The following is a 21,326-nucleotide window of genomic DNA, read 5'->3' as shown; positions in this document are numbered from 1 at the left end:
GGGCGGTCCGGCACGTCCGTGTGCGGACAGCCCGGCGGCGCCATTCGAAAACCTGTTCGAAAACCATGCCAGGTCCTCGACGGTCTGAAGTGGCGCCGCTCGACGTGCTGTTGCGAGCAGTGTGCCACGGCCTTCCAGACCGTCACACAGCACTCTGCATTTTTCATAGTGACACTTGCCAAGTGTTCACGGCGGGGCGATAGTGGCAAGCGTGATTCCGTCCGCGCCCTTAGGAACAGACGCCACCGCGGGCTCCCTGGCCCTCGGTGCCGCCATGGGAGCCGGCTCTTCGGGGCCCGCCACCGCCGAGCGCCGGTTCCGTTTCGAACTGGCCGCGCATCCGGGTTCTCCCGCGCAGGCCAGACGCCTGACACGAGCCCGGCTGAACGGCTGGTCGGTGTGCGATGACACCTGCGACACCGCGGCCCTGGTGATCTCCGAGCTGGTGACCAACGCGATCGTGCACACCGCGAGCAGCCACATAGTGTGCGAGCTGCACGACGGGGCCGACCTGGTCCGTATAGCCGTGCGCGACGAGGGCTGCGCCCCCGGCCAGCCTCTTCCCTCGGCCGATCAGCAGCCCGAGGACGAGCACGGCAGGGGACTGCTCCTCGTCGACGCCCTCTGCGAAGCCTGGGGCGCCCATGAGCACGGACCCGGACTGCTGGTCTGGGCGGAGCTGCCGCGCACGGCCGACGAGCCGCAGGACGCGTCGGAGCCCGGCAACGACCTGGGCTGGGGCGCCCGCCCGAAGCCCGGTCCTGCCGACGGCACGGGTGACGAGGGCGAGGCGGAGGGACGCCGGCTGGAGTCGCGCCGCGGAACGGGGACCGAATGGCTATGAAGGTTGTGTCCGGCATCCGACCGCTCGGTCTGGACACGATGGTCCGCCTCCAGCGCGGACGGCGCGCCCCGGGACACCCCGGCGGCTGCCCGTGCCGGACGGCATGACGGCCCCGCTGGGCTGCGACGCCGTGACGGTGCCCGCGAGCCTGGGGCCCCTGGTGCTGCCCCGGCTGCCGCGTGTGGGCTGCGTCTACGCCGACGAGACGCACTGGTGGTGGATCGTCCCGACCGACTCCGACTACGCCCTGGAGTGGCCCGCGCCCGCGCGGTACGCCACCGGCGCGGTCGTTCCCGACGCCCCGGTCGTCCCCGGTCTCATCCACCGCCCGGACGGCACGGTTCCGTACACCCCGCCCATCCCGCTCTACCTGGCACTGTGCCGGCTGACGAACACGACACCCACCTGGTCGCGACCGGTGAGCGCGTAACGTACGGCCGCCCGCCGTTCCGCGCCGCGCTCCCCCGGCCCGCCCGTACGCCCCCGCGACACCCCCGGTGTCGCCCGCACGCCCCCTCCCGTCGTCCTCCGGTGAGGCGCGCGCCCGCGCGCTCCGGCCTCCCCCGCTCACGCCCTGCCGGTGGGCGTCCCGTTCCCGCGACAGTGGCCGTCCGGCCACGATTCGGGGGAGGCAGACGGTGCGCAGGAAGGGCGGCACGCAACCAGCCGGGATGTCGGAGTCGGAGCGGCTGCTCTTCGGCGGTCCGCTGCGTTACGACATGGGCTGGAACCAGCACGCCGACGCCTTCCTGGAGCTGGGTTTCCGGGCCCTGGTGACCCGGTTGCCGTCCCTGCTGGCGTCCAGCCTCCGGCTCGCCCGGCAGGCCGACCCGCGGGCCGCGCGTACCGTGCTGGCGGCCGAGGTGGGCCGGGGACTGGCGCAGGCGGTCAGTCTGCTCGCCGTCAACAGCGTGCTGGCCGGGCTGATGACCGCCGGGCCGATCGAGGAACGCCTGCGCGGGACCGTCCCGGCACTGGTCACCGTGGCCGCCGTGATGATGGTCGCGGCCCTGCTGCGGGCGGCCTCGACCTACGCGACCGGGCGGCTGGAGCCCAAGGTGGAGCGGGTGGCCACCGAGCGGTACCTGGAGCGGGCGGCGAGCGTGGAGTTGTCGGCGATCGAGGACCACGCCTTCCACAAGCTCCTGGACACCGCCCAGTACGGTGCCACCTCCGCCCGGCGCATGATCCTGTTCGGCACGCGCGTGGTGAACGCGATGATCTCGCTGATCGCGGCGGCGGGCGTCCTGACCGTACTGCACCCCGCGCTGCTGCCGCTGCTGGTGACCATGACGCTGCCGAGCGCCTGGAGCGCGCTGACCCTCGCCCGCCGCCGCTACGAGTCGTTCCACGCCTGGGTGCAGCACGAGCGGGCGGGGCGGCTGCTGGGCAGCCTGCTCATCGAACCGGCCGCGGCCCCCGAGATCCGGGTGCACGGGGTGGGCCCCTTCCTGCTGCGGCACTTCCGCGCGATGTCGGAGAGCGCCGAGACGGAGCAGACCCGGCTCGCCCGCCTCGCCGCCCGCACCGGGCTGATCGCGGGGGCGTGGACGGGGCTGGCGACGGCGGCGACGTACGCGACGCTCGGCGGGCTGCTGCTGGGCGGCGCGATGGCCCTGTCGGTGGCGGGTACGGCCGTGATCGCGATCCGCACCGGCTCACAGAGCCTCGGCACCCTCGTCGTGGAGGTCAACGCGCTCCACGAGGAGGCCCTGTTCGTCGGCGACCTGGAGCGGCTGCACCGGGAGGCGGCCGGCCGGGCCATCCCGGTGGGCGGCGCCGCGCTGCCGAAGGACCCGAAGGAGATCCGCTTCGAGAACGTCACGTTCAGCTATCCGGGCGACGCCACCCGCCCGGCGCTCGACGACGTGACGCTCTCCCTGCCGCTCGGCCGGATCGTGGCACTCGTCGGCGAGAACGGCTCGGGCAAGACGACGCTGGTCAAGCTGCTCGCCGGGCTGTACACGCCGGACCGGGGCCGGATCACCTGGGACGGCGTGGACACGGCGACGGCGGACCGGCACGCGCTCGCCGAACGCGTCGCCATGGTGGCCCAGGACTTCAAGCGCTGGCCGTTCACCGCGCGCGTGAACATCGCCGTGGGCCGGTCCTCGGCGCCGCTCGGTGACGAACGCGTGGCCGACGCGGTCGCCGAGGCCGGTGCCGAGGACGTGGTCGCGGATCTGCCGCGCGGCCTCGACACCCTCCTGGCCCGCAACTTCAGCGGCGGCCACGAGTTGTCCGGCGGCCAGTGGCAGCGGATCGGGATCGCCCGAGCCGCGTACCGGCAGGGCCGCATCCTCATCGTGGACGAACCGACGGCGGCCCTGGACGCTCGGGCCGAGCTGGAGGTCTTCGAGAAGATCCGCGCCCTGGCCGGCAGCGGGCAGACGGTCGTCCTGATCACCCACCGGCTGGCGTCCGTGCGCCACGCCGATCTGGTGCACGTCCTGGACCAGGGCCGGCTCGTGGAGTCCGGCACCCCGGACGAACTGCTGGCCACCGGCGGGCTCTACGCGGAGTTGTACTCCCTCCAGGCGGAACAGTTCGCCAAGGCGCCGGCACCGGCCCCGGAGGCGGGGTGAGGCGAGCCGGGACGGGCCGCCCGGAGCGCGCGCCGCTCAGGCCGCCGCGTCGCCGGAGGCGTCGCCGCCGCGCGCCACGACCAGGAACGTGTCCGTGGCGAGGTCCATGACGACCTCGACGGACAGGCCCTCCCGACGCCGCGCCTGCGCGAACTCCTCCGCCGGCCAGGATCCTCGCGGCCCACCCGCGGGAAAGCGTTCGAGCACCGTTCGCCCGTTCACCCCGCACCTCCATGTAGCGCTGTACTCGTAGAGTTAAACGCCAACCATGGAGTGAACACCTGGTGTGGTGATGGTACTGAGACATAGTTGACACTCGTTCACCGCAAAGTGTGAGCCACATCTCATCCGTTCGGTCTCTTCCGCTACGGAGCGTCCCGGTCCTCGTACTCGTCGTGGCTCACCCCGCGAGCGGCAGTTCGGCACGATGCCGGCCCACTCGCTCGTGGCGCTGGGCGAGTTCGTTGCGCAGCCCGGCGAGCCGTTCGGTGTGGCGGGGTGTGAGCCGGCCGGTGTCGTCGAGGTGCACGGCGCAGGCGGTGGTGGTGTCGACGAGCCGTTCGAGGACCGCGGCGACCTCGTCCGTGCCCGCGGCGTGCCGGGCGAGGGCGGGCAGTTCGGCGGCGGCACGGCCGATGGCGGCGCGGGTCTCGGCGAGCGTGCGGTAGGCCTCGCGGCGCAGCGTCCACCGGGTGGCACGGTCGGCGGACTCGCTCAGTACGTGGGCGAGGTAGACGTGCGCGGCGGCGTCGGCCGCCTCGATCCGGGCGCGGAGTCCGCCGCCGTGCTGCCCCGGCATCGGCAGATGCCCGACGACCAGCACGATCGCGCAGGCCAGCAGCGTCTCCCCGATCCGGCCGACGGAGGCCTGGGGTTCGCCGCCCACCATGACCAGGGCGAGCACGAGGACGGTGACGACGGTGGTCTGGGCGGCGAAGTGCCGCGCGGCGACGGGCACCAGGGCCCCGCAGACGGCGACGAGCACGACGAGCCCCTCCGGGCGGGGCAGGACGGCGGCGAACCCGGCGAACACAAGCGCCCCGAGCACGGTCCCGGCCGCCCGGCACAGCACCCGGGACACGAGCGGGCCGAGGTCGGGCTTCACGAGGAAGACGGCGGTCGCGGGCAGCCAGTACCAGTGCTGGTGCGAGCCGTACCAGTGGCCGTGGTGCAGCGTCTGGGCGACGGCGGCACTGCCCCCGAAGCACAGGCCGACGCGCAGCCCGTACTCGCGTCCGCCCGCGCCCAGCACGGTGCGTACCAGCGAGGCGGCCGACTGGGCGCGGGTGTGCAGGTTCAGGCCGTCGCCCCGGTCGAAGGCCTCGGCGGCGTGCAGGAGGGCGTCGTCCAGGGCGCGCAGGGCCGGTTCGGTGCGGCTGGGCGCGGGCAGCGGACCCGCGGGTGTGCTGTCGCGGACGGCCGCGGCGAGCCGTCGGGGGCCTTCGACGGCCCGTGCGGGCACGGGCTGCTCCGCCCAGGCGAGCGCGGTCGCCGCCTCGCCCAGGGGCAGCGCGGCGGCGTACTGCGCGTGCAGCCGCCGTTCGGCCGCGGTCGAGGCCTCGCGCCGCAGCCGGGGCCCGGCGAGCGCGTCCTGTGCGTGGTCGAGCGCGGCGGTGAGCGCGGCCCGGCGGGCCACGGCGTGCTCCGTGCCGACCGCCTCCAGGAGCGCGGCGACGGCGTCGTAGACACCGGCGACGGCCGCCCGCTCCCCGTCGAAGCGGTAGCCGCCGGTGAGGGCCCCGGGCGTGGGCAGGAGCAGCCGCAGGGCGAGCAGCCACCCGGCGCCGGCGAGGAAGGCCAGCGCTCGCTGCCACCCGGGATCGGGCAACGGCATTCCGGCGCCGACGGCACTGGCGACCAGCAGTTGCGTCCCGGTCCCGGACGCCACGGGCCCGACGGAACTGACACCTCCGGCGACCAGCCCGAGCCCGGTCAGCACCAGGGTCAGCGGTACGGCTCCCAGGTGCTGGCCGCCGTACGTCCCGACGAGCAGCCCGACGGCTCCGGCGAGCGCGGGTACGCCGACCCGCCCGACGGAGGTACGGCGACTGCCCGGCCGGTCGTTGATGCCGGCCAGCATGGCGGCGATCGCGGCGACCACTCCGAGGGAGGCCCGGCCGGCGAGCACGGCGGCGAGCAGCAGCGGCCCCCCGGCCAGCGCGCCCCGGGTCACCGCGCTCCAGGGCACGGGCCCGCGCTGGGCACGGAGGGCATGGGCGAGCCAGGGCGGAAGGGCGTGGGCGGCGGGGCGGGCGGTGCGGTGCACGGGTCGCGGGCTCCTGTCGTCCGGTCGGAGGCGGGGCGAGCCTTCGGGCGACGGTGGCCGGGCTGTGGTGCGTGCTGTCAACGATAAGGGAACTTCTTGGACAGGCGAGAACGCGTGTGTTTCGCGGACGTGACGGTGTGCCGGGCACCGGCGGTCGCCCCGCGCGGCGGTCAGACGGCGCCGCGTTCGGCCGTGGGGCGGCGGCGCAGGTGGGGGCTATGCAGCGCGGGCGGCCGGTAGTCCTGGTCGAGTGCGGTGACATCGGTGCCGGGGGGCACGATTTCGTCGATCCGGTCGAGGAGGTCGTCGCCGAGGCGGACGTTGAAGCCGTTGACGAGGTCGTCGAGGTGGGCCATCGTGCGGGCGCCGACCAGGGCGCTGGTGACGGCGGGGTGGGCGATGGTGAACGCCGTGGCGAGGTGGGTCAGGGGCATGCCCGCCTTCTCCGCGAGGGGGAGGAGCTTCTCGACGACGTCGATGCGGCGTTCGTCGGTGAGGTGGCGGGAGAAGCTCGCGCGCATGAGGGGGTTCTCCTGGTTCTTGCGCACACGGCCGGTGAGCATCCCCTGGGCGAGCGGGCCCCAGACCATGACGCCCATGCCGTGGCGCTGGGCGACGGGCAGGACCTCGCGCTCGATGCCGCGGTTGAGCAGCGAGTAGGGCGGCTGCTCGGTGCGGAAGCGCTCCAGGCCGCGGCGCTCCGCCACCCACTGGGCCTCGACGATCTCGGAGGCGGGCGTGGTCGAGGAGCCGACGGCGCGGACCTTTCCGCTGCGGATGAGGTCGGTGAGCGCGGACAGGGTCTCCTCGAAGTCCGTGTCGGGATCCGGACGGTGGATCTGGTAGACGTTGATGTAGTCCGTCCGCAGCCGGCGCAGGGAGTTCTCGACGGCCTTCACGATCCAGCGCCGGGACGTGCCGCGCTGGTTGGGGTCGTCGCCGACCGGCAGGCCGAACTTCGTCGCGAGGACGACATGGTCGCGACGCCCCTTGAGGGCCTTGCCGACGACCTCCTCGGAGTCGGCGTACGCGTCGGCGGTGTCGAGGAAGTTGATCCCGGCGTCCAGCGCCCGGTGGATGACGCGGGCCGACTCCGCGGGCTCGTTGCCCATGCGGGTGGCGAACATCAGGGTGCCGAGCGCGTAGGGGCTGACCTTGATCCCGGTGCGGCCAAGGGTGCGGTATCGCATGAGAGAACCTCCGGACGACAGCCGGGCGCCGAGCGGCACCGTAGACTGCAATGAAGCGGAATGGCTTTCCGGAACACAATACGGAAAGCCATTCCGGATACGCAACTGGAGTGACCATGCCCGATTCATCCACTGCCCGTGGGGGACGCCGTCGGCGTGCCGACGCGCAGCGCAACCTCCACGCCCTCGTCGAGGCCGCGCGAACGGTCTTCGACACCACCGGCGTGGACGCGCCCGCGAAGGAGATCGCCGATCTCGCGGGGGTCGGCGTCGGTACCCTCTACCGGCACTTCCCGCTGCGCTCGGACCTGGTCAAGGCCGTCGTGGAGAGCGGGATCGACGCCATCGCCGCCCTCGGGCCCCGGCTCGGCGCCGAGCACGAGCCGGGGGACGCCCTCAAGGAGTGGCTGCGCCAGTACGCGACGTTCCTGGGAAGCAAACGGGGACTCGCCCCCGCCCTGCACTCCGGCGACGCCGCCTACAGGGAGCTGCCCGGCTACTTCATGGCCAAGGTCGGCCCCGTCCTCGCGGCGCTGCTCGACTCCGCCGTGGCCGCCGGCGTCGCCCGCGACGACGTCAGTGCCCACGACGTGCTCTACGCCGTCGCCAACCTGTGCATGCCCGTGCCCGTCGAGCGGCCCGGATACCAGCCCCAGCGGATGGTCGCCGTGTTCGCCGAGGGCCTCCTCGGGGACGGACAGCGACCGCCGCACAGCGGCTGACCGGTCTCAGGCGGCGCCGCGCGCGTACCGGTCAGTCGCCGCCACCAGTGCCTCGTCCCCCCGGGCCCCGGCGTCGTGCCCGGCCTCGTCCACGATCACCAGCTCGCTGTCCGGCCAGGCGTGGTGGAGCCGCCACACGGTGCCGAGGAGGTTGCCGAAGTCGAGGCTGCCCTGCACGAGGGTGCCGGGGATGCCCTTCAGCAGGTGCGCGTCCCGCAGGACCACCCCCTCGTCGTTGCCCTCGCCGAGGAAGTGGTCGTTGCCCCAGTAGTGCGTGACGGTACGGGCGAAGCCCAGGCGGAAGTCCGGGTCCTCGTAGCGGGCGACCGAGCGGGGCGGCGCGGGGATCGTCGCCGTCTCCCAGTCGGTCCAGGCGCGCGCGGCCCGTTCGCGGACCGCGGCGTCCGGCGACTCCAGCAGCCGGTTGTACGCGGCGGCCGGATTGCCGTCGCGCTGGTCCGCGGGCAACCCGGCGAGGAAGCGCTCGAAGGCCTCCGGGAAGATCCTCCCCAACCCGCGGGTCAGCAGGGCCACTTCGGCGTTGGAGCCGGTCGCGACGCCGGTCAGCACCAGCTCGGACACCGCTCCCGGGTGCGTCTGCGCGTACCGCAGCCCCAGTACGGAACCCCACGACACGCCCCACACCAGCCACCGTTCGATGCCCAGGTGGGCGCGCAGCCGCTCCAGGTCCGCCATGAGGTGGGCGGTGGTGTTGACGCTCATGTCCGTGTCGTGGTCGCTCGCCCGGGGTCGCGACCGTCCGGCGCCGCGCTGGTCGAGCAGCACGATCCGGTACGCGGCGGGGTCGAAGTACCGTCCGAGGTTCACGCCCGCGCCGGATCCCGGCCCTCCGTGCAGCACCAGCGCGGGCTTGCCGTCCGGGTTTCCGCAGGTCTCCCAGTAGACGCGGTTGCCGTCGCCCACGTCGAGCATGCCGTGGTCGTACGGTGCGATCTGCGGGTAACGGCCCATGGGGGCACCGTAGCGCCGCCGGCTCGGGTCGCTCACCCCCTTTTGCCCGCACTCCCTTCACCGCGCGGCCGGACGGGCAGCCCCGCCGTCCCGGCCGCCGCGCGCAGCACTTCCCGGAGCATCTCGGGGGTGAGCCGGCCGGTGAACGTATTGCGCTGACTGACGTGGAAGCAGCCGAAGAGACGCAGACCCGGCCCGTCGGGGGCGTCCAGCACGGCCTGCCCGCCGTGCCCGAAGGCCGGACGAGGACGCGGCACGGTCCAGCCCGCCCCGGCGAAGGCGGGCAACGCGGCCTGCCAGCCGAAGGCGCCGAGTACGACGACCGCGCGCAGCGTCGGCCGCAGCAGCTCCAGCTCCTGGACCAGCCAGGACCGGCAGGTGTCGCGTTCGGCGGGGGTCGGCCTGTTGGCGGGCGGGGCGCAGTGCACGGGCGAGGTCACGCGCGTGCCGTACAGCTCCAGGCCGTCGTCGGCGGAGACCGCGGTGGGCTGCGACGCGAGGCCCACGTCGTACAACGCCTGGTACAGCACGTCGCCCGAGCGGTCGCCGGTGAACATCCGGCCGGTGCGGTTGCCGCCGTGGGCCGCGGGGGCGAGCCCCACGATCAGCAGACGCGCGTCCGGTGGGCCGAAGCCCGGCACCGGCCGGCCCCAGTACGTCCAGTCGGCGAAGGCCGCCCGTTTGGTACGGGCCACCTCCTCCCGCCAGTCGACCAGCCTCGGACAGGCCCGGCACCCGGCGATCCGCCGGTCGAGTGCGCAGAGGCCGCCGGTGTCCATCCCTCCACCGTAGAACCATCCCGGGTACGCGACGGAACGAGGTGCCACCGAGGCCGGTGGAAATTGCGGCCCCTGTGTCCGGGCCGGGCGGTTAAGGTCGGGGCATGGCTTCCGAGCATGACGCAGGCAGCAGCGGCGGGGCGGCCGCCCCGCAGGGCGGCTCCGCTGCCGGACCGCAGGCCCCGGACCCGAAGACCGCCGCCGCGATCGCCGCCGCCGAGGCCGCGCGTCCGCAGAGCGGCGAGAGCGTCCGGGTGGACAGCTGGATCTGGGCGGTCCGTCTCGTCAAGACCCGCTCCCTGGGCGCGACCGCCTGCCGGGGCGGCCATGTCCGGGTGAACGGCGAGCGTGTGAAGCCGGCGTACGCACTGCGGGTCGGCGACGAGGTGCGGATGCGGCACGAGGGCAGGGAACGCGTCGTCGTCGTGAAGCGGCTGATCCGCAAGCGCGTCGGTGCCCCGGTCGCCGTCCAGTGCTACGTCGACAACTCCCCGCCGCCCCCGCCCCGCGAGGCCGTCGCCCCGGCCGGCATCCGCGACCGCGGCGCCGGCCGCCCGACCAAGCGCGACCGCCGCGAGCTGGAACGGCTGCGCGGGCTGGAGGGCCTGACCCACTCCCGGAGGGACGCCGAGACCAGGCCGTGACCCGACAGGCTCGCCCGCGCCCCACCGCGCGGGCGAGGCCGGGTGCCGCCCCCCTGCTTCCCTACTTCCGCGGCACGGGTACCGCCCGCACCCAGGTCCCGTCCTCGGTCAGATACCCGTCCACGGCGAGCCCCGCCTCGCCCAGGGCCTCCTCGAACTGCGCCCGGGTCAGCGGCCGGGCCCGGAAGGTCTGCGTCCAGACCGCGTCCGGGAACTCGTACTCCACGCGCACCGAGTCGACCCCCTCTCCCACCGGCTCCGCCGACACGATCCGGACCGTGAAGCCGGCGGGGTCCACCCGCTCTCGCGGCAGGTTCGTGTGATAGTCCGCCCCCTCCCGCTGGATCAGTACACAGCCGTCCTGCGCGACATGCCGGGCGCAGGCGCGCAGCAGCCCCCGTCTCACCTCGGCGTCCCCGGCGTGCACGAGGAACGACGCCAGCATCACCGCGTCGAAACGCTCGCCCAGGTCGAGGTCCTCGATCGGGCCGCATATGGTCCGCGCTCCGCGCACGCGATCCAGCATCTCGGCCGACTCGTCCACCGCGGTGACCGAGAAGCCCCGCTCCAGCAGCGGATGCGTCATCCGCCCCACCCCACAGCCCAGCTCCAGGATCCGCGCGCCCTCGGGCACGGCGGCGGCGACGATGTCCGGCTCGGGTCCGACGGGCAGCCGCGAGTAGAGTTCGACCGCGCAGCCGTCCGGGGTGATGGCCCCGGGGCCCGTCCCCCGGTGCCCTTCTCGCAATTTCAGCTCCATGCCCGTCCAACGGGCCGCCCCCGCACACCCGTTCCCACCCGGCCTCGGTTCACCCGACCGAGTGAACTCAGCGTCAGGAGTCGAACCGCGCCTGGCGCAGGTACTCCGGGTTCGGGTCCAGGGCCGCCGCCAGTCGGAAGTGGCGCCGGGCCTGGTCGGGGCAGCCTCGGCGCTCATAGGTGCGGGCGAGGGCGAAGTGCGCGAAGGCGTTGTCCGGCTCGCGCTCCAGGACGATGGTGAACTCCAGCTCGGCCGGTCTCAGTTGCGCCGCCGCGAAGAAGGCACGCGCGCGCAGCAGCCGCGCGGCGGTGTTCTCCGGGTGCGTGCCGATGACCCCGTCGAGCAGCTTCACCGCGCCCCTCGGATCCCGGGCCGCGAGCAGTTGCTCGGCGGCACGGAAGTCGATGACATCCGTCTCCGGAGTACGTCCGGTCGAACCGCTGGTCTCGGGCACGGCAGAGTCCTTCCCTCACTGGAAGGGATCAACGCCCGCGCGGGAGCCGCTATTCCTGATGAGGTGCCCGGGGCCACCGGGACTCGGAGCGGGCCACGACCCCTCGGTCGGCACAGAGCGCGCTCAGCCCGACGCGTGCGCCCTGCGGGTCAGCTCGGTCCAGACCTCCTTGACGCGGCGCCGCAGCTCGTCCAGCGGCACGTCGTTGTCGATGACCACGTCCGCGATCTCCCGGCGCTGCTGCCGCGTCGCCTGGGCGGCCATGCGCGCGCGTGCGTCCTGCTCGGTCATGCCGCGCAGCCGTACCAGCCGGTCCACCTGGGTGGCGGGGTCCACGTCCACGACGACCACGACGTTGTACAGCGGGGCCAGGCCGTTCTCCGTGAGCAGGGGAACGTCGTGGACGACCACGGCGTCCTCGGCGGCGGCCTCTTCGAGGGCGCGGGAGCGGTCGCCGACCAGGGGGTGCACGATCGAGTTCAGCGCGGCCAGCCTCTCCGGGTCGGCGAAGACGATTCTGCCGAGTTTCGGCCGGTCCAGGCCGCCGTCCTCGGCGAGCACGTCCTCGCCGAACGCCTCCACGACCGCCGCGAGCCCCGGGGTACCCGGCGCGACGACCTCGCGCGCGATCCGGTCCGCGTCGATCAGTACGGCGCCGCACTCGACGAGCAGCCGCGACACCTCGCTCTTGCCGGCGCCGATCCCGCCGGTCAGGCCCACCTTCAGCATGAGCGGAAGCCTAGGGCCTGCCGGCGGCGGCGCGTCCCGCGGGCCGACGCGAGCGCGTCAGTTGTCGCCCTCCCGCTCCGCGAGGAACTGTTCGAACTCGCGGCCGATCTCGTCCGCCGAGGGGATCTCGACGGGCTCGGCGAGCATGTTGCCGCGGGTCTCGGCGCCGGCGGCCGCGTCGTACTGGTGCTCCAGGCCCTGGACGAGGGCGGTGAGTTCCTCGTCGCCCTCCTGGATCTGCCGGTCGATCTCCGTCTGCGTGCGGTGCGCGTCCGTGCGCAGGGAGTGCGCGATGCCCGGCAGGACCAGACCGGTCGCCGCGGTGATCGCCTCCAGCACGGTCAGTGCCGCGTCCGGATACGCGGAGCGCGCGATGTAGTGCGGCACGTGCGCCGCGACGCCCAGCGCCTCGTGACCGGCCTGCATGAGCCGGTACTCGACGAGCGCCTCGGCGCTGCCGGGGACCTGCGCCTCCTCGAAGGGGCTGCCGTGGCCCGGCACCAGGTCGGTACGGCTGCCGTGCGGGGTGATGCCGACGGGGCGGGTGTGCGGGACGCCCATGGGGATGCCGTGGAAGCTCACCGACAGGCGGACGCCGAGGCGTTCCACGATCTGCCGTACGGCCGCGGCGAAGCGCTCCCACTCAACGTCGGGCTCGGGGCCCGACAGCAGCAGGAAGGGCGCGCCGGTGGCGTCCTGGACGATCCGCACCTCGATGGTGGGTTCCTCGTAGTCCGTCCAGGTGTCCCGCTTGAACGTCAGCAGCGGACGGCGCGCCCGGTAGTCGACGAGCCGGTCGTGGTCGAAGCGGGCGACGACCTGGTGGGGCAGCGAGTCGAGCACCCGGTCGACGATCTGGTCGCCGGTTTCGCCGGCGTCGATGTATCCGTCGAAGTGGTACAGCATGACCAGTCCGGCCGACTCCTGGGCGAGTGCCATGTCGACGACGGCCAGGCCCTTCGGCTCCCATGCGTACAAACCCTGCGGATCAAGCACAGTGACCGCTCCCCTCCTCGTGTTCGTACGGGACAACGCGGGCCCCGCCCCGGGCATTCCCGGCTGCGGGCCCGATCGGGCCGTCCCGGGTGTCGGGTACACGCCGAGGGCCCGTACCCCGGGAAGGGTACGGGCCCTCGGTTCACGAGCTACCGCCCGATGAACTCGCGCCCAGCGTGCGCTCAGCTCTGGCCGCCGGCCAGCTTCTCGCGCAGCGCGGCCAGCGCCTCGTCCGACGCCAGGGCGCCGGAGTTGTCGCCGCCCTCGGAGGAGTACGAGCCACCGCCGCCGCCACCGGAGGCGGCCGGAGCCGCACCCGCGGTGTCGACACCCTCGGCAGCGGCCTTCTCGTCCGCCTCACGGGACTTGATGACCTGCGCCTGGTGCTGCTCGAAGCGCTGCTGCGCCTCGGCGTACTGGGTCTCCCACGCCTCGCGCTGGGTCTCGTAGCCCTCGAGCCAGTCGTTGGTCTCGGGGTCGAAGCCCTCGGGGTAGATGTAGTTGCCCTGGTCGTCGTAGGACGCGGCCATGCCGTACAGGGTCGGGTCGAACTCGACCACCGACGGGTCGGCACCGAAGGCCTCGTTGGCCTGCTTCAGCGAGAGGCTGATGCGACGGCGCTCGAGGTCGATGTCGATGACCTTGACGAAGATCTCGTCGTTGACCTGGACGACCTGCTCCGGGATCTCCACGTGGCGCTCGGCCAGCTCGGAGATGTGGACCAGACCCTCGATGCCCTCGTCCACGCGGACGAACGCGCCGAACGGCACCAGCTTCGTGACCTTGCCGGGCACGACCTGGCCGATCTGGTGGGTGCGGGCGAACTGCTGCCACGGGTCTTCCTGGGTCGCCTTCAGCGACAGGGAGACACGCTCGCGGTCCATGTCGACGTCGAGGACCTCGACCGTGACCTCCTGGCCGACCTCGACGACCTCGGAGGGGTGGTCGATGTGCTTCCAGGACAGCTCGGAGACGTGGACCAGACCGTCGACGCCACCCAGGTCCACGAAGGCACCGAAGTTGACGATCGAGGAGACGACGCCGGAACGGACCTGACCCTTCTGGAGGGTCGTGAGGAACGTCTGGCGGACCTCGGACTGGGTCTGCTCCAGCCAGGCACGGCGGGACAGGACCACGTTGTTGCGGTTCTTGTCCAGCTCGATGATCTTCGCCTCGAGCTCCTTGCCCACGTAGGGCTGGAGGTCGCGGACACGGCGCATCTCGACCAGGGAGGCCGGGAGGAAGCCGCGGAGGCCGATGTCGAGGATGAGACCACCCTTGACGACCTCGATGACGGTACCGGTGACGATGCCGTCCTCTTCCTTGATCTTCTCGATGGTGCCCCAGGCGCGTTCGTACTGGGCGCGCTTCTTCGAGAGGATCAGGCGGCCTTCCTTGTCCTCCTTCTGGAGAACAAGGGCCTCGATCTCGTCACCGACGGCGACGACCTCATTGGGGTCGACGTTGTGCTTGATCGAGAGCTCGCGGCTCGGGATGACACCTTCGGTCTTGTAACCGATGTCGAGCAGGACCTCGTCCCGGTCGACCTTCACGATGACGCCGTCGACGATGTCGCCGTCGTTGAAGTACTTGATCGTCTCGTCGATCGCGGCGAGGAAGGCTTCCTCGTTACCGATGTCGTTGACCGCAACCTGCGGGGTGGTGGCGGTGGTCTCGGTGCTGCTCGTCATGTGGGAAAGGGCTCCGGTACGGACATTGAAGTCGTAGGTACTGCTTACGCCGGGAGCCCGTTTCGCTCTGAAGAAGCCGGACAGCCAAGGAAGCATCACCGAAATCCACTGGTGACGCCTCGAGAACCGAGGGGACATACAACAGATGCGAGCGCGACCTGCTACGTCTGAGGTGCGCAGGCCCGCAGCGCAACTTGTAGCATACGGGGGCAGCCGGGCAGGGTCAATGCGCGAAGCCGCACACCCGGGGCGGATCCTCGCATACCCGGCACAAAAGCCGTCTCCCGAGGCCACATGGACCCCCGGACGCCCCTTGCGTGACACGCGGGGCAGGCGGCACGGAAGAGCCCGCAGACTAGTACGAGGGAGCCGGTCATCCAAGAGCCCGTAACGTCCGAGACCGAAGGAGCCGAACCCGAGGCCACCCGGCGTGCCGCCGGTGTCACGGAGAGTTCCCGCGCCAACCGCGGCTGGTGGGACCGGAACGCGGACGAGTACCAGAACGAGCACGGGACCTTCCTGGGCGACGACCGCTTCGTGTGGTGTCCCGAGGGACTGGACGAGGTGGAGGCCGAACTGCTCGGCCCGCCGGAGGACCTGAAGGGCAAGGACGTCCTGGAGATCGGCGCCGGCGCCGCCCAGTGCTCGCGCTGGCTGACCGCCCAGGGCGCCCGTCCGGTGGCCCTGGACCTCTCCCACCGCCAGCTCCAGCACGCCCTGCGCATCGGCGGCACCGTCCCCCTGGTCTGTGCCGACGCGGCCGTGCTGCCCTTCGCGGACGGCTCGTTCGACCTGGCGTGCTCGGCGTACGGGGCGCTGCCGTTCGTCGCCGACCCGACGCTGGTGCTGCGGGAGGTGCGCCGCGTGCTGCGACCCGGGGGCCGCTTCGTCTTCTCCGTCACGCACCCGCTGCGCTGGGCGTTCCCGGACGAGCCGGGTCCCGAGGGGCTGTCGGTGTCCGCCTCCTACTTCGACCGCACGCCGTACGTCGAGCAGGACGACGAGGGCCGCGCGGTGTACGTCGAGCACCACAGGACGCTCGGCGACCGCGTACGGGACGTTGTGACGTCGGGGTTCCGGCTGGTGGACCTGGTGGAGCCGGAGTGGCCCGAGTGGAACACCTCCGAGTGGGGCGGCTGGTCGCCGCTGCGCGGGCATCTGGTCCCGGGGACCGCGATCTTCGTGTGCGAGCGCGACTGAGCCGTTCCCGCGGTGCGTACGCACGCGCGCGTGGAGGGCGGTTTCGCCGTCGTACGACACTGGGGGCGTGATCCGTTACGACGCCCTGGAAGCGCTGCCCGTGCGCGGTGCGCTGCCCGCCCTGCACGACGCCCTGGAGGGGCACGGCACCGCGGTGCTGGTCGCGCCGCCCGGCACCGGCAAGACGACGCTGGTGCCGCTCGCGCTGGCCGGGCTGCTGGGCGAGGGCCCCGCGCGGCGGGTGGTCGTGGCCGAGCCGAGGAGGATCGCGGCGCGGGCGGCGGCCCGACGGATGGCGTGGCTGCTGGGTGAGAGGCCCGGCGCGAGCGTCGGGTACACGGTGCGCGGCGAGCGGGTGGTCGGGCGGCACACGCGCGTGGAGGTCGTCACGACCGGTGTGCTGTTGCAGCGGCTCCAGCGGGACCAGGAGCTGACGGGCGTCGACGCGGTGGTGCTCGACGAGTGCCACGAACGGCATCTGGACGCGGACACCACGGCGGCGTTCCTGTGGGACGTACGGCAGACGCTGCGGCCCGAGCTGCGGCTGGTGGCCGCCTCGGCGACGACCGACGCACAGGGCTGGGCCCGGCTGCTGGGCGGCGCGCCGGTCGTCGAGGCACAGGGGGTGTCGTACCCGGTGGAGGTGGTGTGGGCGCCTCCGGCGCGTCCGGTGCGGCCGCCGCGCGGGATGCGCGTCGATCCGGCGCTGCTCGCGCATGTGGCCTCGGTGGTGCGCCGGGCGCTGGCGGAGCGGGACGGGGACGTGCTGTGTTTTCTGCCGGGCGTCGGGGAGATCTCCCGGGTCGCCGGACAGCTGGGGAGTCCCGGGGACGTGGACGTGCTCCAGGTGCACGGGCGGGCTCCGGCGGCCGTGCAGGACGCGGTGCTGTCCCCCGGGGCGCGGCGCCGGGTGGTGCTGGCGACGTCGGTGGCCGAGTCGTCGCTGACGGTTCCGGGGGTGCGGGTGGTCGTGGACGCGGGGTTGGCGCGGGAGCCGCGGGTGGACCACGCGCGCGGGCTGAGCGCGCTGGCGACGGTACGCGCGTCGCGGGCGGCGGCGCGGCAGCGGGCGGGGCGGGCCGGGCGTGAGGCGCCGGGGGTGGTGTACCGCTGCTGGGCGGAGGCGGAGGACGCCCGCCTGCCGCGGTTCCCGGCGCCGGAGATCAAGGTGGCCGACCTGACGGCGTTCGCGTTGCAGGCGGCCTGCTGGGGCGATCCGGACGCGTCCGGGCTGGCGCTGCTGGATCCGCCGCCGGGCGGGGCGATGGCGGCGGCCCGGTCGGTGCTGACGGCGGTCGGCGCGGTGGACTCCGCGGGCCGGGCCACCGGGCGGGGCGTACGGCTGGCCCGTCTCGGCCTGCATCCCCGGCTGGGACGGGCGCTCCTCGACGCGGGGTCCGCGGCCACGGAGCTTTCGCGCCCGGGGCCTTCGGGCCGCCGCCCCGGGCCGCCGTCGGCGGTGGTGGCCGAGGTGGTCGGACTGCTCAGTGAGGAGCCGCCGCGGGAGTACGGGGACGATCTGGCCGCCGTACTGCGGGCCGCGCGGCGCGCAGGCGATGCCTACGGGGCGCGGTGGCGGGCCGAGGTACGGCGGTTGCGGGCCGCCGTGGAGAAGGGAGACGACCTGCGGGCGCCGGGGCTGTCCGAGGACGGTGTCGCGGGGCTGGTGGCCGCCCTGGCCTTTCCCGAGCGGGTGGCCAGGAAGGACGGCGGTTCGTATCTGATGGTCTCCGGCACCCGGGCGGAGCTGCCGGAGGCCTCGGCGCTGCGCGGGGCGCCGTGGATCGCCGTCGCCGTGGCCGACCGGCCCGTCGGCCGGGGGCACGCGCGCGTGCAGCTCGGCGCGGTCGTCGACGAGGCGACGGCCCGGCTGGCGGCGGGGGCGCTGCTGACGGAGCGGGACGAGGTGCGCTGGGCCGACGGCGACGTGGTGGCCCGGCGTGTCGAGCGGCTCGGGGCCGTGGAGCTGACGGCCCGTCCCCTCCCCGACGCCGACCCCCGGCTCGTACGGGACGCACTGCTGGAGGGGATGCGGCAGGAAGGGTTCGGGCTGCTGCGCCGGTCGGCCGAGGCGGACGTACTGCGCCGGCGGCTGGCGTTCTTGCGGCGGCATCTCGGCGAGCCCTGGCCGGACGTCTCCGACGACGCGCTGCACGCGCGCGTGGACGAATGGCTGGAGCCGGAGCTGAGCCGGGCCAGGCGGCGCGCCGATCTGGGCCGGATCGACGCCGGGCAGGCGTTGGCTCGGCTGCTGCCCTGGGCCTCCGGGGAGGCGGCGCGGCTCGACGAACTCGCCCCCGAGCGGATCGTGGTCCCCAGTGGGTCCAGCATCCGGATCGACTACGGCGACCCCGAGCAGCCGGTCCTCGCGGTGAAGCTCCAGGAGATGTTCGGGCTGCGGAGGTCTCCCGAGGTCGCCGGGGTGCCGCTGCTCGTCCATCTCCTCTCCCCCGCCGGCCGTCCGGCCGCGGTCACCGCCGACCTGGCCTCCTTCTGGCAGGACGGCTACAAGGGCGTACGGGCGGAGCTGCGCGGCCGGTACCCGAAGCATCCGTGGCCGGAGGACCCGGCCACCGCGGAGCCGACGCGGTACACGAAGGCCCGGCTCGAAAGGGGGAGAGGGGCGACGTGACCGCGCCACGGCCAGGTGCGCGGCCGGACGTGGCACGGGGAACGTGGGCACAGGGGCGGGGCGCCCCCGCCGCCGTGGCGGAAGGGACGCCCTCGGTCGCTCGGTCGGCTCGGGCGGGAGTGCGGCTACGCGTCCGGCTTGATGGAGGGGCTGGGTGAGGTCTCGGGAGGCGTCCCGGTGGGATCCGGCGCCGGCTCCTCCTCGGTCTCGGCCACCTTCAGCTGGACGTTCGAGCGTGGCGCCGCCCGCGGTGGTGAGGCGGAGCAGATACGTGCCGGTGGTGTCGTCCGCGTACAGCTTCGGCAGGGTCAGCGCGCCCTTGGCGTCGGTCGTGAGGCCGGTCAGGGTGCGGACGGCCTTGCCGTCGGCGTCCTTGAAGTAGGGGCCCTTGTCGTTCTCGGCCGGGTCGAGCACGGACTTGACGAGGGTGGCCGTGACGGCGACCTTGTCCGCGGCGGCGCCCTTGTACGTGGCCTTCACCTCGACCTGGTCGGCGAACTCGCCGCCCGGCGCGCACGTCAGGTCGGTGTCGCCGGTGCGGGCGAGGGCGTCGGCGACGCGTTCGGTGACGGTGGCCTTGTAGTCGAGGCCGACGACGGTGCGGCCGACGACGGTGGCGCGCACGGTGAACTCGCCGGTCTTCTCGCCCGCCACCAGCGCGGGCGCGACGGCCACGCCGGAGGCGTCGGTGGTGACCGCGGCGACCTTCTCACCGCCGGTGAAGGTGGCGTCCGTGTCGCCCAGGACGGTGAAGCGGATCCGCACCTTGCCGACTGCCTCTCCGTCCTCGGTCTCGGCACGGGTGCTGATCTTCTTGGCGAACGTCTCGCCGGCGATCGCCGTGAGCCCCGTGGTGCCGGCGTTCTCCAGGTGGTGCACGGTGTCCGTGGGCGTGGGGGTCTCGGGCGGCGGCGCCGGGTCGGTCGGGTCCGGGCTCGGGGAGCCGGTGCCGGGGTTGGAGGGCTTGCCGGGAGTGGTGGGCGCGGTCGGCTTCTCGGGGCTCGGCGTCGGCGTGCCGGGGGCCTTGGGCTTCGTGGTCGCGCCCGGCCCGCTGGGCGCGGGGCTGGGCCCGCCCGCGGGGGTGTCGTCGCTGCGGCCGACGGGCAGGGTGCCGGTGCCGTCCGGGATCTCGTGGGTGCCCTTGCGGTAGTGCTCCAGCCACGACAGGACCGTGCGGAGGTAGTCCTGCGAGTTGTTGTAGCTGAGGATCGCCGCCTTGAGGTCCGTGTCGGTGGACAGGTCCCAGTCGAAGCGGCAGAGGTAGTGGCCAGCGGCGAGGGCGGCGTCGTAGATGTTGTTGGGGTCCTTCTTGCCGTCGCCGTTTCCGTCGCGGCCCGCCCACGCCCAGGTGGAGGGGATGAACTGCATGGGGCCGACGGCGCTGTCGTAGCTGCTGTTGCCGTCGTAGACGCCGTTGTCGGTGTCCTTGATGAGCGCGAAGCCGTTGCCGTCGAGCTGCGGGCCGATGATTCGGCCGATGGTGGTGCCGTTGGCGTCGACGGCGCCGCCGCGGGCCTGACCGGACTCCACCTTGCCGATGGCGGCGAGAAGTTCCCACGGCAGGTTGCAGCCGGGATTGGCCTGACGCAGCGTCGACTCGGCCTTCTTGTAGGCGTCGAGGACGGTCGCGGGTATGCCGGCCTCGGCGGGCTCCCGGGACGCGGGCGTGCCGACGGTCGGCGCGGGGTTCGGGCTGTTGAGCGGCGGCAGGTCGGTGTAGTACGGCGAGTTGCCGGTGGCGCTCTCCTCGGAGGGCGTGTCGGACCTCGGCACGTCGTCGGCGGTGGTCTGTCTGCCGTTGCCGTCGGCGGTCACGTTGGGCGCCTGGGACGCGGACAGGGCCGCGACCGCGACCGCCGCCACGGTGGTGGTGACCGCTGCCTTGCGGAGCCTCCTGTCGAAATGCGCCGCCATAGAGTGAACCCCTCCCGTGGACGTCCGCGCGCCCGTCTGCGTCTGTCTTCCTCTGTCTGCGTTCTGCCGTGCCCGCCCGTCGCACCCCTCTGGCGGTGACGAGCGGTCCGCCCCTACATCTGCACCCCGGCTCTCCGGGCGCGGTGTTCGCCTGTTCGATCAGTACGGTGCCGCACGCGACACTACGACAACTTGCTGTGCGCGGGCACCCGTTGGCGCCCGATATTCACCACTTGGCCATACGGGGAGCCCTGTTGCCGTTCACACTGAGTCACGCGGCGGCCGTGCGGCCGTGCTTGCGGCGGGTCGTGTCCCGGCGCTGCTGCTGTACGCCGTGGGGGTCAGGGGGTGGCGTCCGGCTCCGGCCCCGGTCCCGGTCCCCGGAAGTCCGGCAGGCGTCGGTACGGGGCCGGATCGTCGGGTCGTGCGGTGCGGGTGTCGGCCGTGGCGACGAACACGGTGAAGGTCCGTTCGGGGCGTGCCTGTGGCAGCAGTTCGAGGGCGAGCGCCAGATAGCCGCGGGCCAGGTCGGCCCACAGACGCCAGGCGGGCGGCTCCCGGCGGGCGAGTCTGCGGCGGAGGCCGGCGGCGGTGCGGCGCAGGGCCGCCGTGAGGCTGGTCGGGACGCGGCCGGTACTTGCGCCCGGCGCGAAGACCGGGACCGGGAGGAGTGGCACGCGGGCGGGTCCGTCTGTGCTTGCCCGTGCCGGGGTCGTCCGGTGGTGGAGCATACGTATACCCATGCCCGCATCCTCACGGCCGACGCCGACGGGGGCGCCTCCTCGGGGGCCACCGGAGTGACACCCGTACGAGCGCCGACAGCACGGCCGCCCACCGATCGGCCAAGGCCGCCGACCCTCCGACGGGAACGCCCCGGCGCTCGAATCCCGGAAGCGGACCCCGAAACCCGGGAGCGGGCCCAGAACCCGGAACCCGGGGGCAAGACCC

17 protein-coding genes and 2 pseudogenes are annotated in these 21,326 nt (G+C 73.4%); 7 read left to right on the top strand and 12 right to left on the bottom strand.

Going from position 1 to position 21,326, the window contains the following annotated elements; genetic code table 11:
- Positions 1–202 precede the first annotated feature (202 nt).
- The 3 genes and pseudogenes from AC4IHM_RS25095 (at position 203) to AC4IHM_RS25085 (ending at position 3,429) form a co-directional block, all read left to right on the top strand.
- The gene (locus AC4IHM_RS25095) at positions 203–844 is read left to right on the top strand and encodes an ATP-binding protein (protein ID WP_490869262.1); all 642 of its coding nucleotides are present in this window, start codon (positions 203–205) and stop codon (positions 842–844) included.
- Positions 841–1,274, top strand: a pseudogene (locus AC4IHM_RS25090) (hypothetical protein). Before AC4IHM_RS25095 ends, AC4IHM_RS25090 begins: the two are co-directional and overlap by 4 nt.
- A gap of 241 nt (positions 1,275–1,515) precedes the next feature.
- Positions 1,516–3,429: an ABC transporter ATP-binding protein gene (locus AC4IHM_RS25085; protein ID WP_490869261.1), complete on the top strand. Its 1,914-nt coding sequence runs from the start codon at positions 1,516–1,518 to the stop codon at positions 3,427–3,429.
- Between the two features lie 36 nt (positions 3,430–3,465).
- Here the strand turns inward: AC4IHM_RS25085 and AC4IHM_RS25080 are convergent, their stop codons facing one another.
- The 3 genes from AC4IHM_RS25080 to AC4IHM_RS25070 form a co-directional block, all read right to left on the bottom strand.
- Positions 3,466–3,651 (bottom strand): DUF8839 family protein, encoded by a 186-nt coding sequence (locus AC4IHM_RS25080; protein ID WP_490869260.1) that lies wholly within the window; start codon positions 3,649–3,651, stop codon positions 3,466–3,468.
- A 178-nt stretch (positions 3,652–3,829) separates the two neighbouring features.
- Positions 3,830–5,695, bottom strand: coding sequence for an FUSC family protein (locus tag AC4IHM_RS25075; protein WP_490869259.1), 1,866 nt, complete (start codon positions 5,693–5,695; stop codon positions 3,830–3,832).
- 170 nt (positions 5,696–5,865) lie between these two features.
- A complete protein-coding gene (locus tag AC4IHM_RS25070) occupies positions 5,866–6,885 on the bottom strand; it encodes an aldo/keto reductase (protein WP_490869258.1) in 1,020 nt (339 codons plus the stop codon).
- A 116-nt stretch (positions 6,886–7,001) separates the two neighbouring features.
- Between AC4IHM_RS25070 and AC4IHM_RS25065 the strand changes: the two genes are divergently transcribed.
- Positions 7,002–7,607, top strand: a complete 606-nt coding sequence (locus AC4IHM_RS25065) for a TetR/AcrR family transcriptional regulator (protein WP_490869257.1) — start codon at positions 7,002–7,004, stop codon at positions 7,605–7,607.
- Between the two features lie 6 nt (positions 7,608–7,613).
- On the opposite strand, the gene pip is transcribed toward AC4IHM_RS25065, so the two are convergent.
- Both pip and AC4IHM_RS25055 read right to left on the bottom strand, forming a co-directional pair.
- Complete coding sequence (gene pip / locus AC4IHM_RS25060) at positions 7,614–8,579, bottom strand: prolyl aminopeptidase (protein WP_490869256.1); 966 nt, start codon at positions 8,577–8,579, stop codon at positions 7,614–7,616.
- Between the two features lie 32 nt (positions 8,580–8,611).
- Complete coding sequence (locus tag AC4IHM_RS25055) at positions 8,612–9,358, bottom strand: uracil-DNA glycosylase (RefSeq protein WP_490869255.1); 747 nt, start codon at positions 9,356–9,358, stop codon at positions 8,612–8,614.
- 104 nt (positions 9,359–9,462) lie between these two features.
- Here AC4IHM_RS25055 and AC4IHM_RS25050 point away from each other — a divergent pair, with 104 nt between their 5' ends.
- Positions 9,463–10,002 (top strand): RNA-binding S4 domain-containing protein, encoded by a 540-nt coding sequence (locus AC4IHM_RS25050; RefSeq protein WP_490869254.1) that lies wholly within the window; start codon positions 9,463–9,465, stop codon positions 10,000–10,002.
- A 61-nt stretch (positions 10,003–10,063) separates the two neighbouring features.
- On the opposite strand, the gene AC4IHM_RS25045 is transcribed toward AC4IHM_RS25050, so the two are convergent.
- The 5 genes from AC4IHM_RS25045 to rpsA all read right to left on the bottom strand — a co-directional run bounded on the left by AC4IHM_RS25045 (position 10,064) and on the right by rpsA (position 14,632).
- On the bottom strand, positions 10,064–10,762 hold the full coding sequence (locus AC4IHM_RS25045) for a class I SAM-dependent methyltransferase (protein ID WP_490869253.1): 699 nt from the start codon (positions 10,760–10,762) through the stop codon (positions 10,064–10,066).
- A gap of 73 nt (positions 10,763–10,835) precedes the next feature.
- Positions 10,836–11,216 carry a tetratricopeptide repeat protein gene (locus AC4IHM_RS25040; RefSeq protein ID WP_490869252.1) on the bottom strand — a complete coding sequence of 127 codons (381 nt, stop codon included), beginning with the start codon at positions 11,214–11,216 and terminating at the stop codon, positions 10,836–10,838.
- A gap of 123 nt (positions 11,217–11,339) precedes the next feature.
- Positions 11,340–11,945 carry a dephospho-CoA kinase gene (gene coaE, locus AC4IHM_RS25035; RefSeq protein WP_490869251.1) on the bottom strand — a complete coding sequence of 202 codons (606 nt, stop codon included), beginning with the start codon at positions 11,943–11,945 and terminating at the stop codon, positions 11,340–11,342.
- A 57-nt stretch (positions 11,946–12,002) separates the two neighbouring features.
- Positions 12,003–12,941, bottom strand: a complete 939-nt coding sequence (locus AC4IHM_RS25030; protein ID WP_490869250.1) for a PAC2 family protein — start codon at positions 12,939–12,941, stop codon at positions 12,003–12,005.
- Between the two features lie 182 nt (positions 12,942–13,123).
- Positions 13,124–14,632, bottom strand: coding sequence for a 30S ribosomal protein S1 (gene rpsA, locus AC4IHM_RS25025; protein WP_490869249.1), 1,509 nt, complete (start codon positions 14,630–14,632; stop codon positions 13,124–13,126).
- Between the two features lie 537 nt (positions 14,633–15,169).
- On the opposite strand from rpsA, the gene AC4IHM_RS25020 reads away from it, so the two are divergent.
- Both AC4IHM_RS25020 and hrpB read left to right on the top strand, forming a co-directional pair.
- Positions 15,170–15,832, top strand: coding sequence for a class I SAM-dependent methyltransferase (locus AC4IHM_RS25020; protein WP_490869248.1), 663 nt, complete (start codon positions 15,170–15,172; stop codon positions 15,830–15,832).
- 67 nt (positions 15,833–15,899) lie between these two features.
- On the top strand, positions 15,900–18,464 hold the full coding sequence (gene hrpB / locus AC4IHM_RS25015) for an ATP-dependent helicase HrpB (RefSeq protein WP_490869247.1): 2,565 nt from the start codon (positions 15,900–15,902) through the stop codon (positions 18,462–18,464).
- Positions 18,465–18,589: 125 nt separating this feature from the next.
- Here hrpB and AC4IHM_RS25010 read toward each other — a convergent pair.
- Both AC4IHM_RS25010 and AC4IHM_RS25005 read right to left on the bottom strand, forming a co-directional pair.
- A pseudogene (locus AC4IHM_RS25010) lies at positions 18,590–20,378 on the bottom strand (lytic transglycosylase domain-containing protein).
- Between the two features lie 341 nt (positions 20,379–20,719).
- A complete protein-coding gene (locus AC4IHM_RS25005) occupies positions 20,720–21,055 on the bottom strand; it encodes a hypothetical protein (protein WP_490869246.1) in 336 nt (111 codons plus the stop codon).
- Positions 21,056–21,326 lie beyond the last annotated feature (271 nt).

The organism is Streptomyces sp. SL06, assembly GCF_058244745.1.
This window is presented reverse-complemented; position numbering and strand designations above follow the sequence as displayed.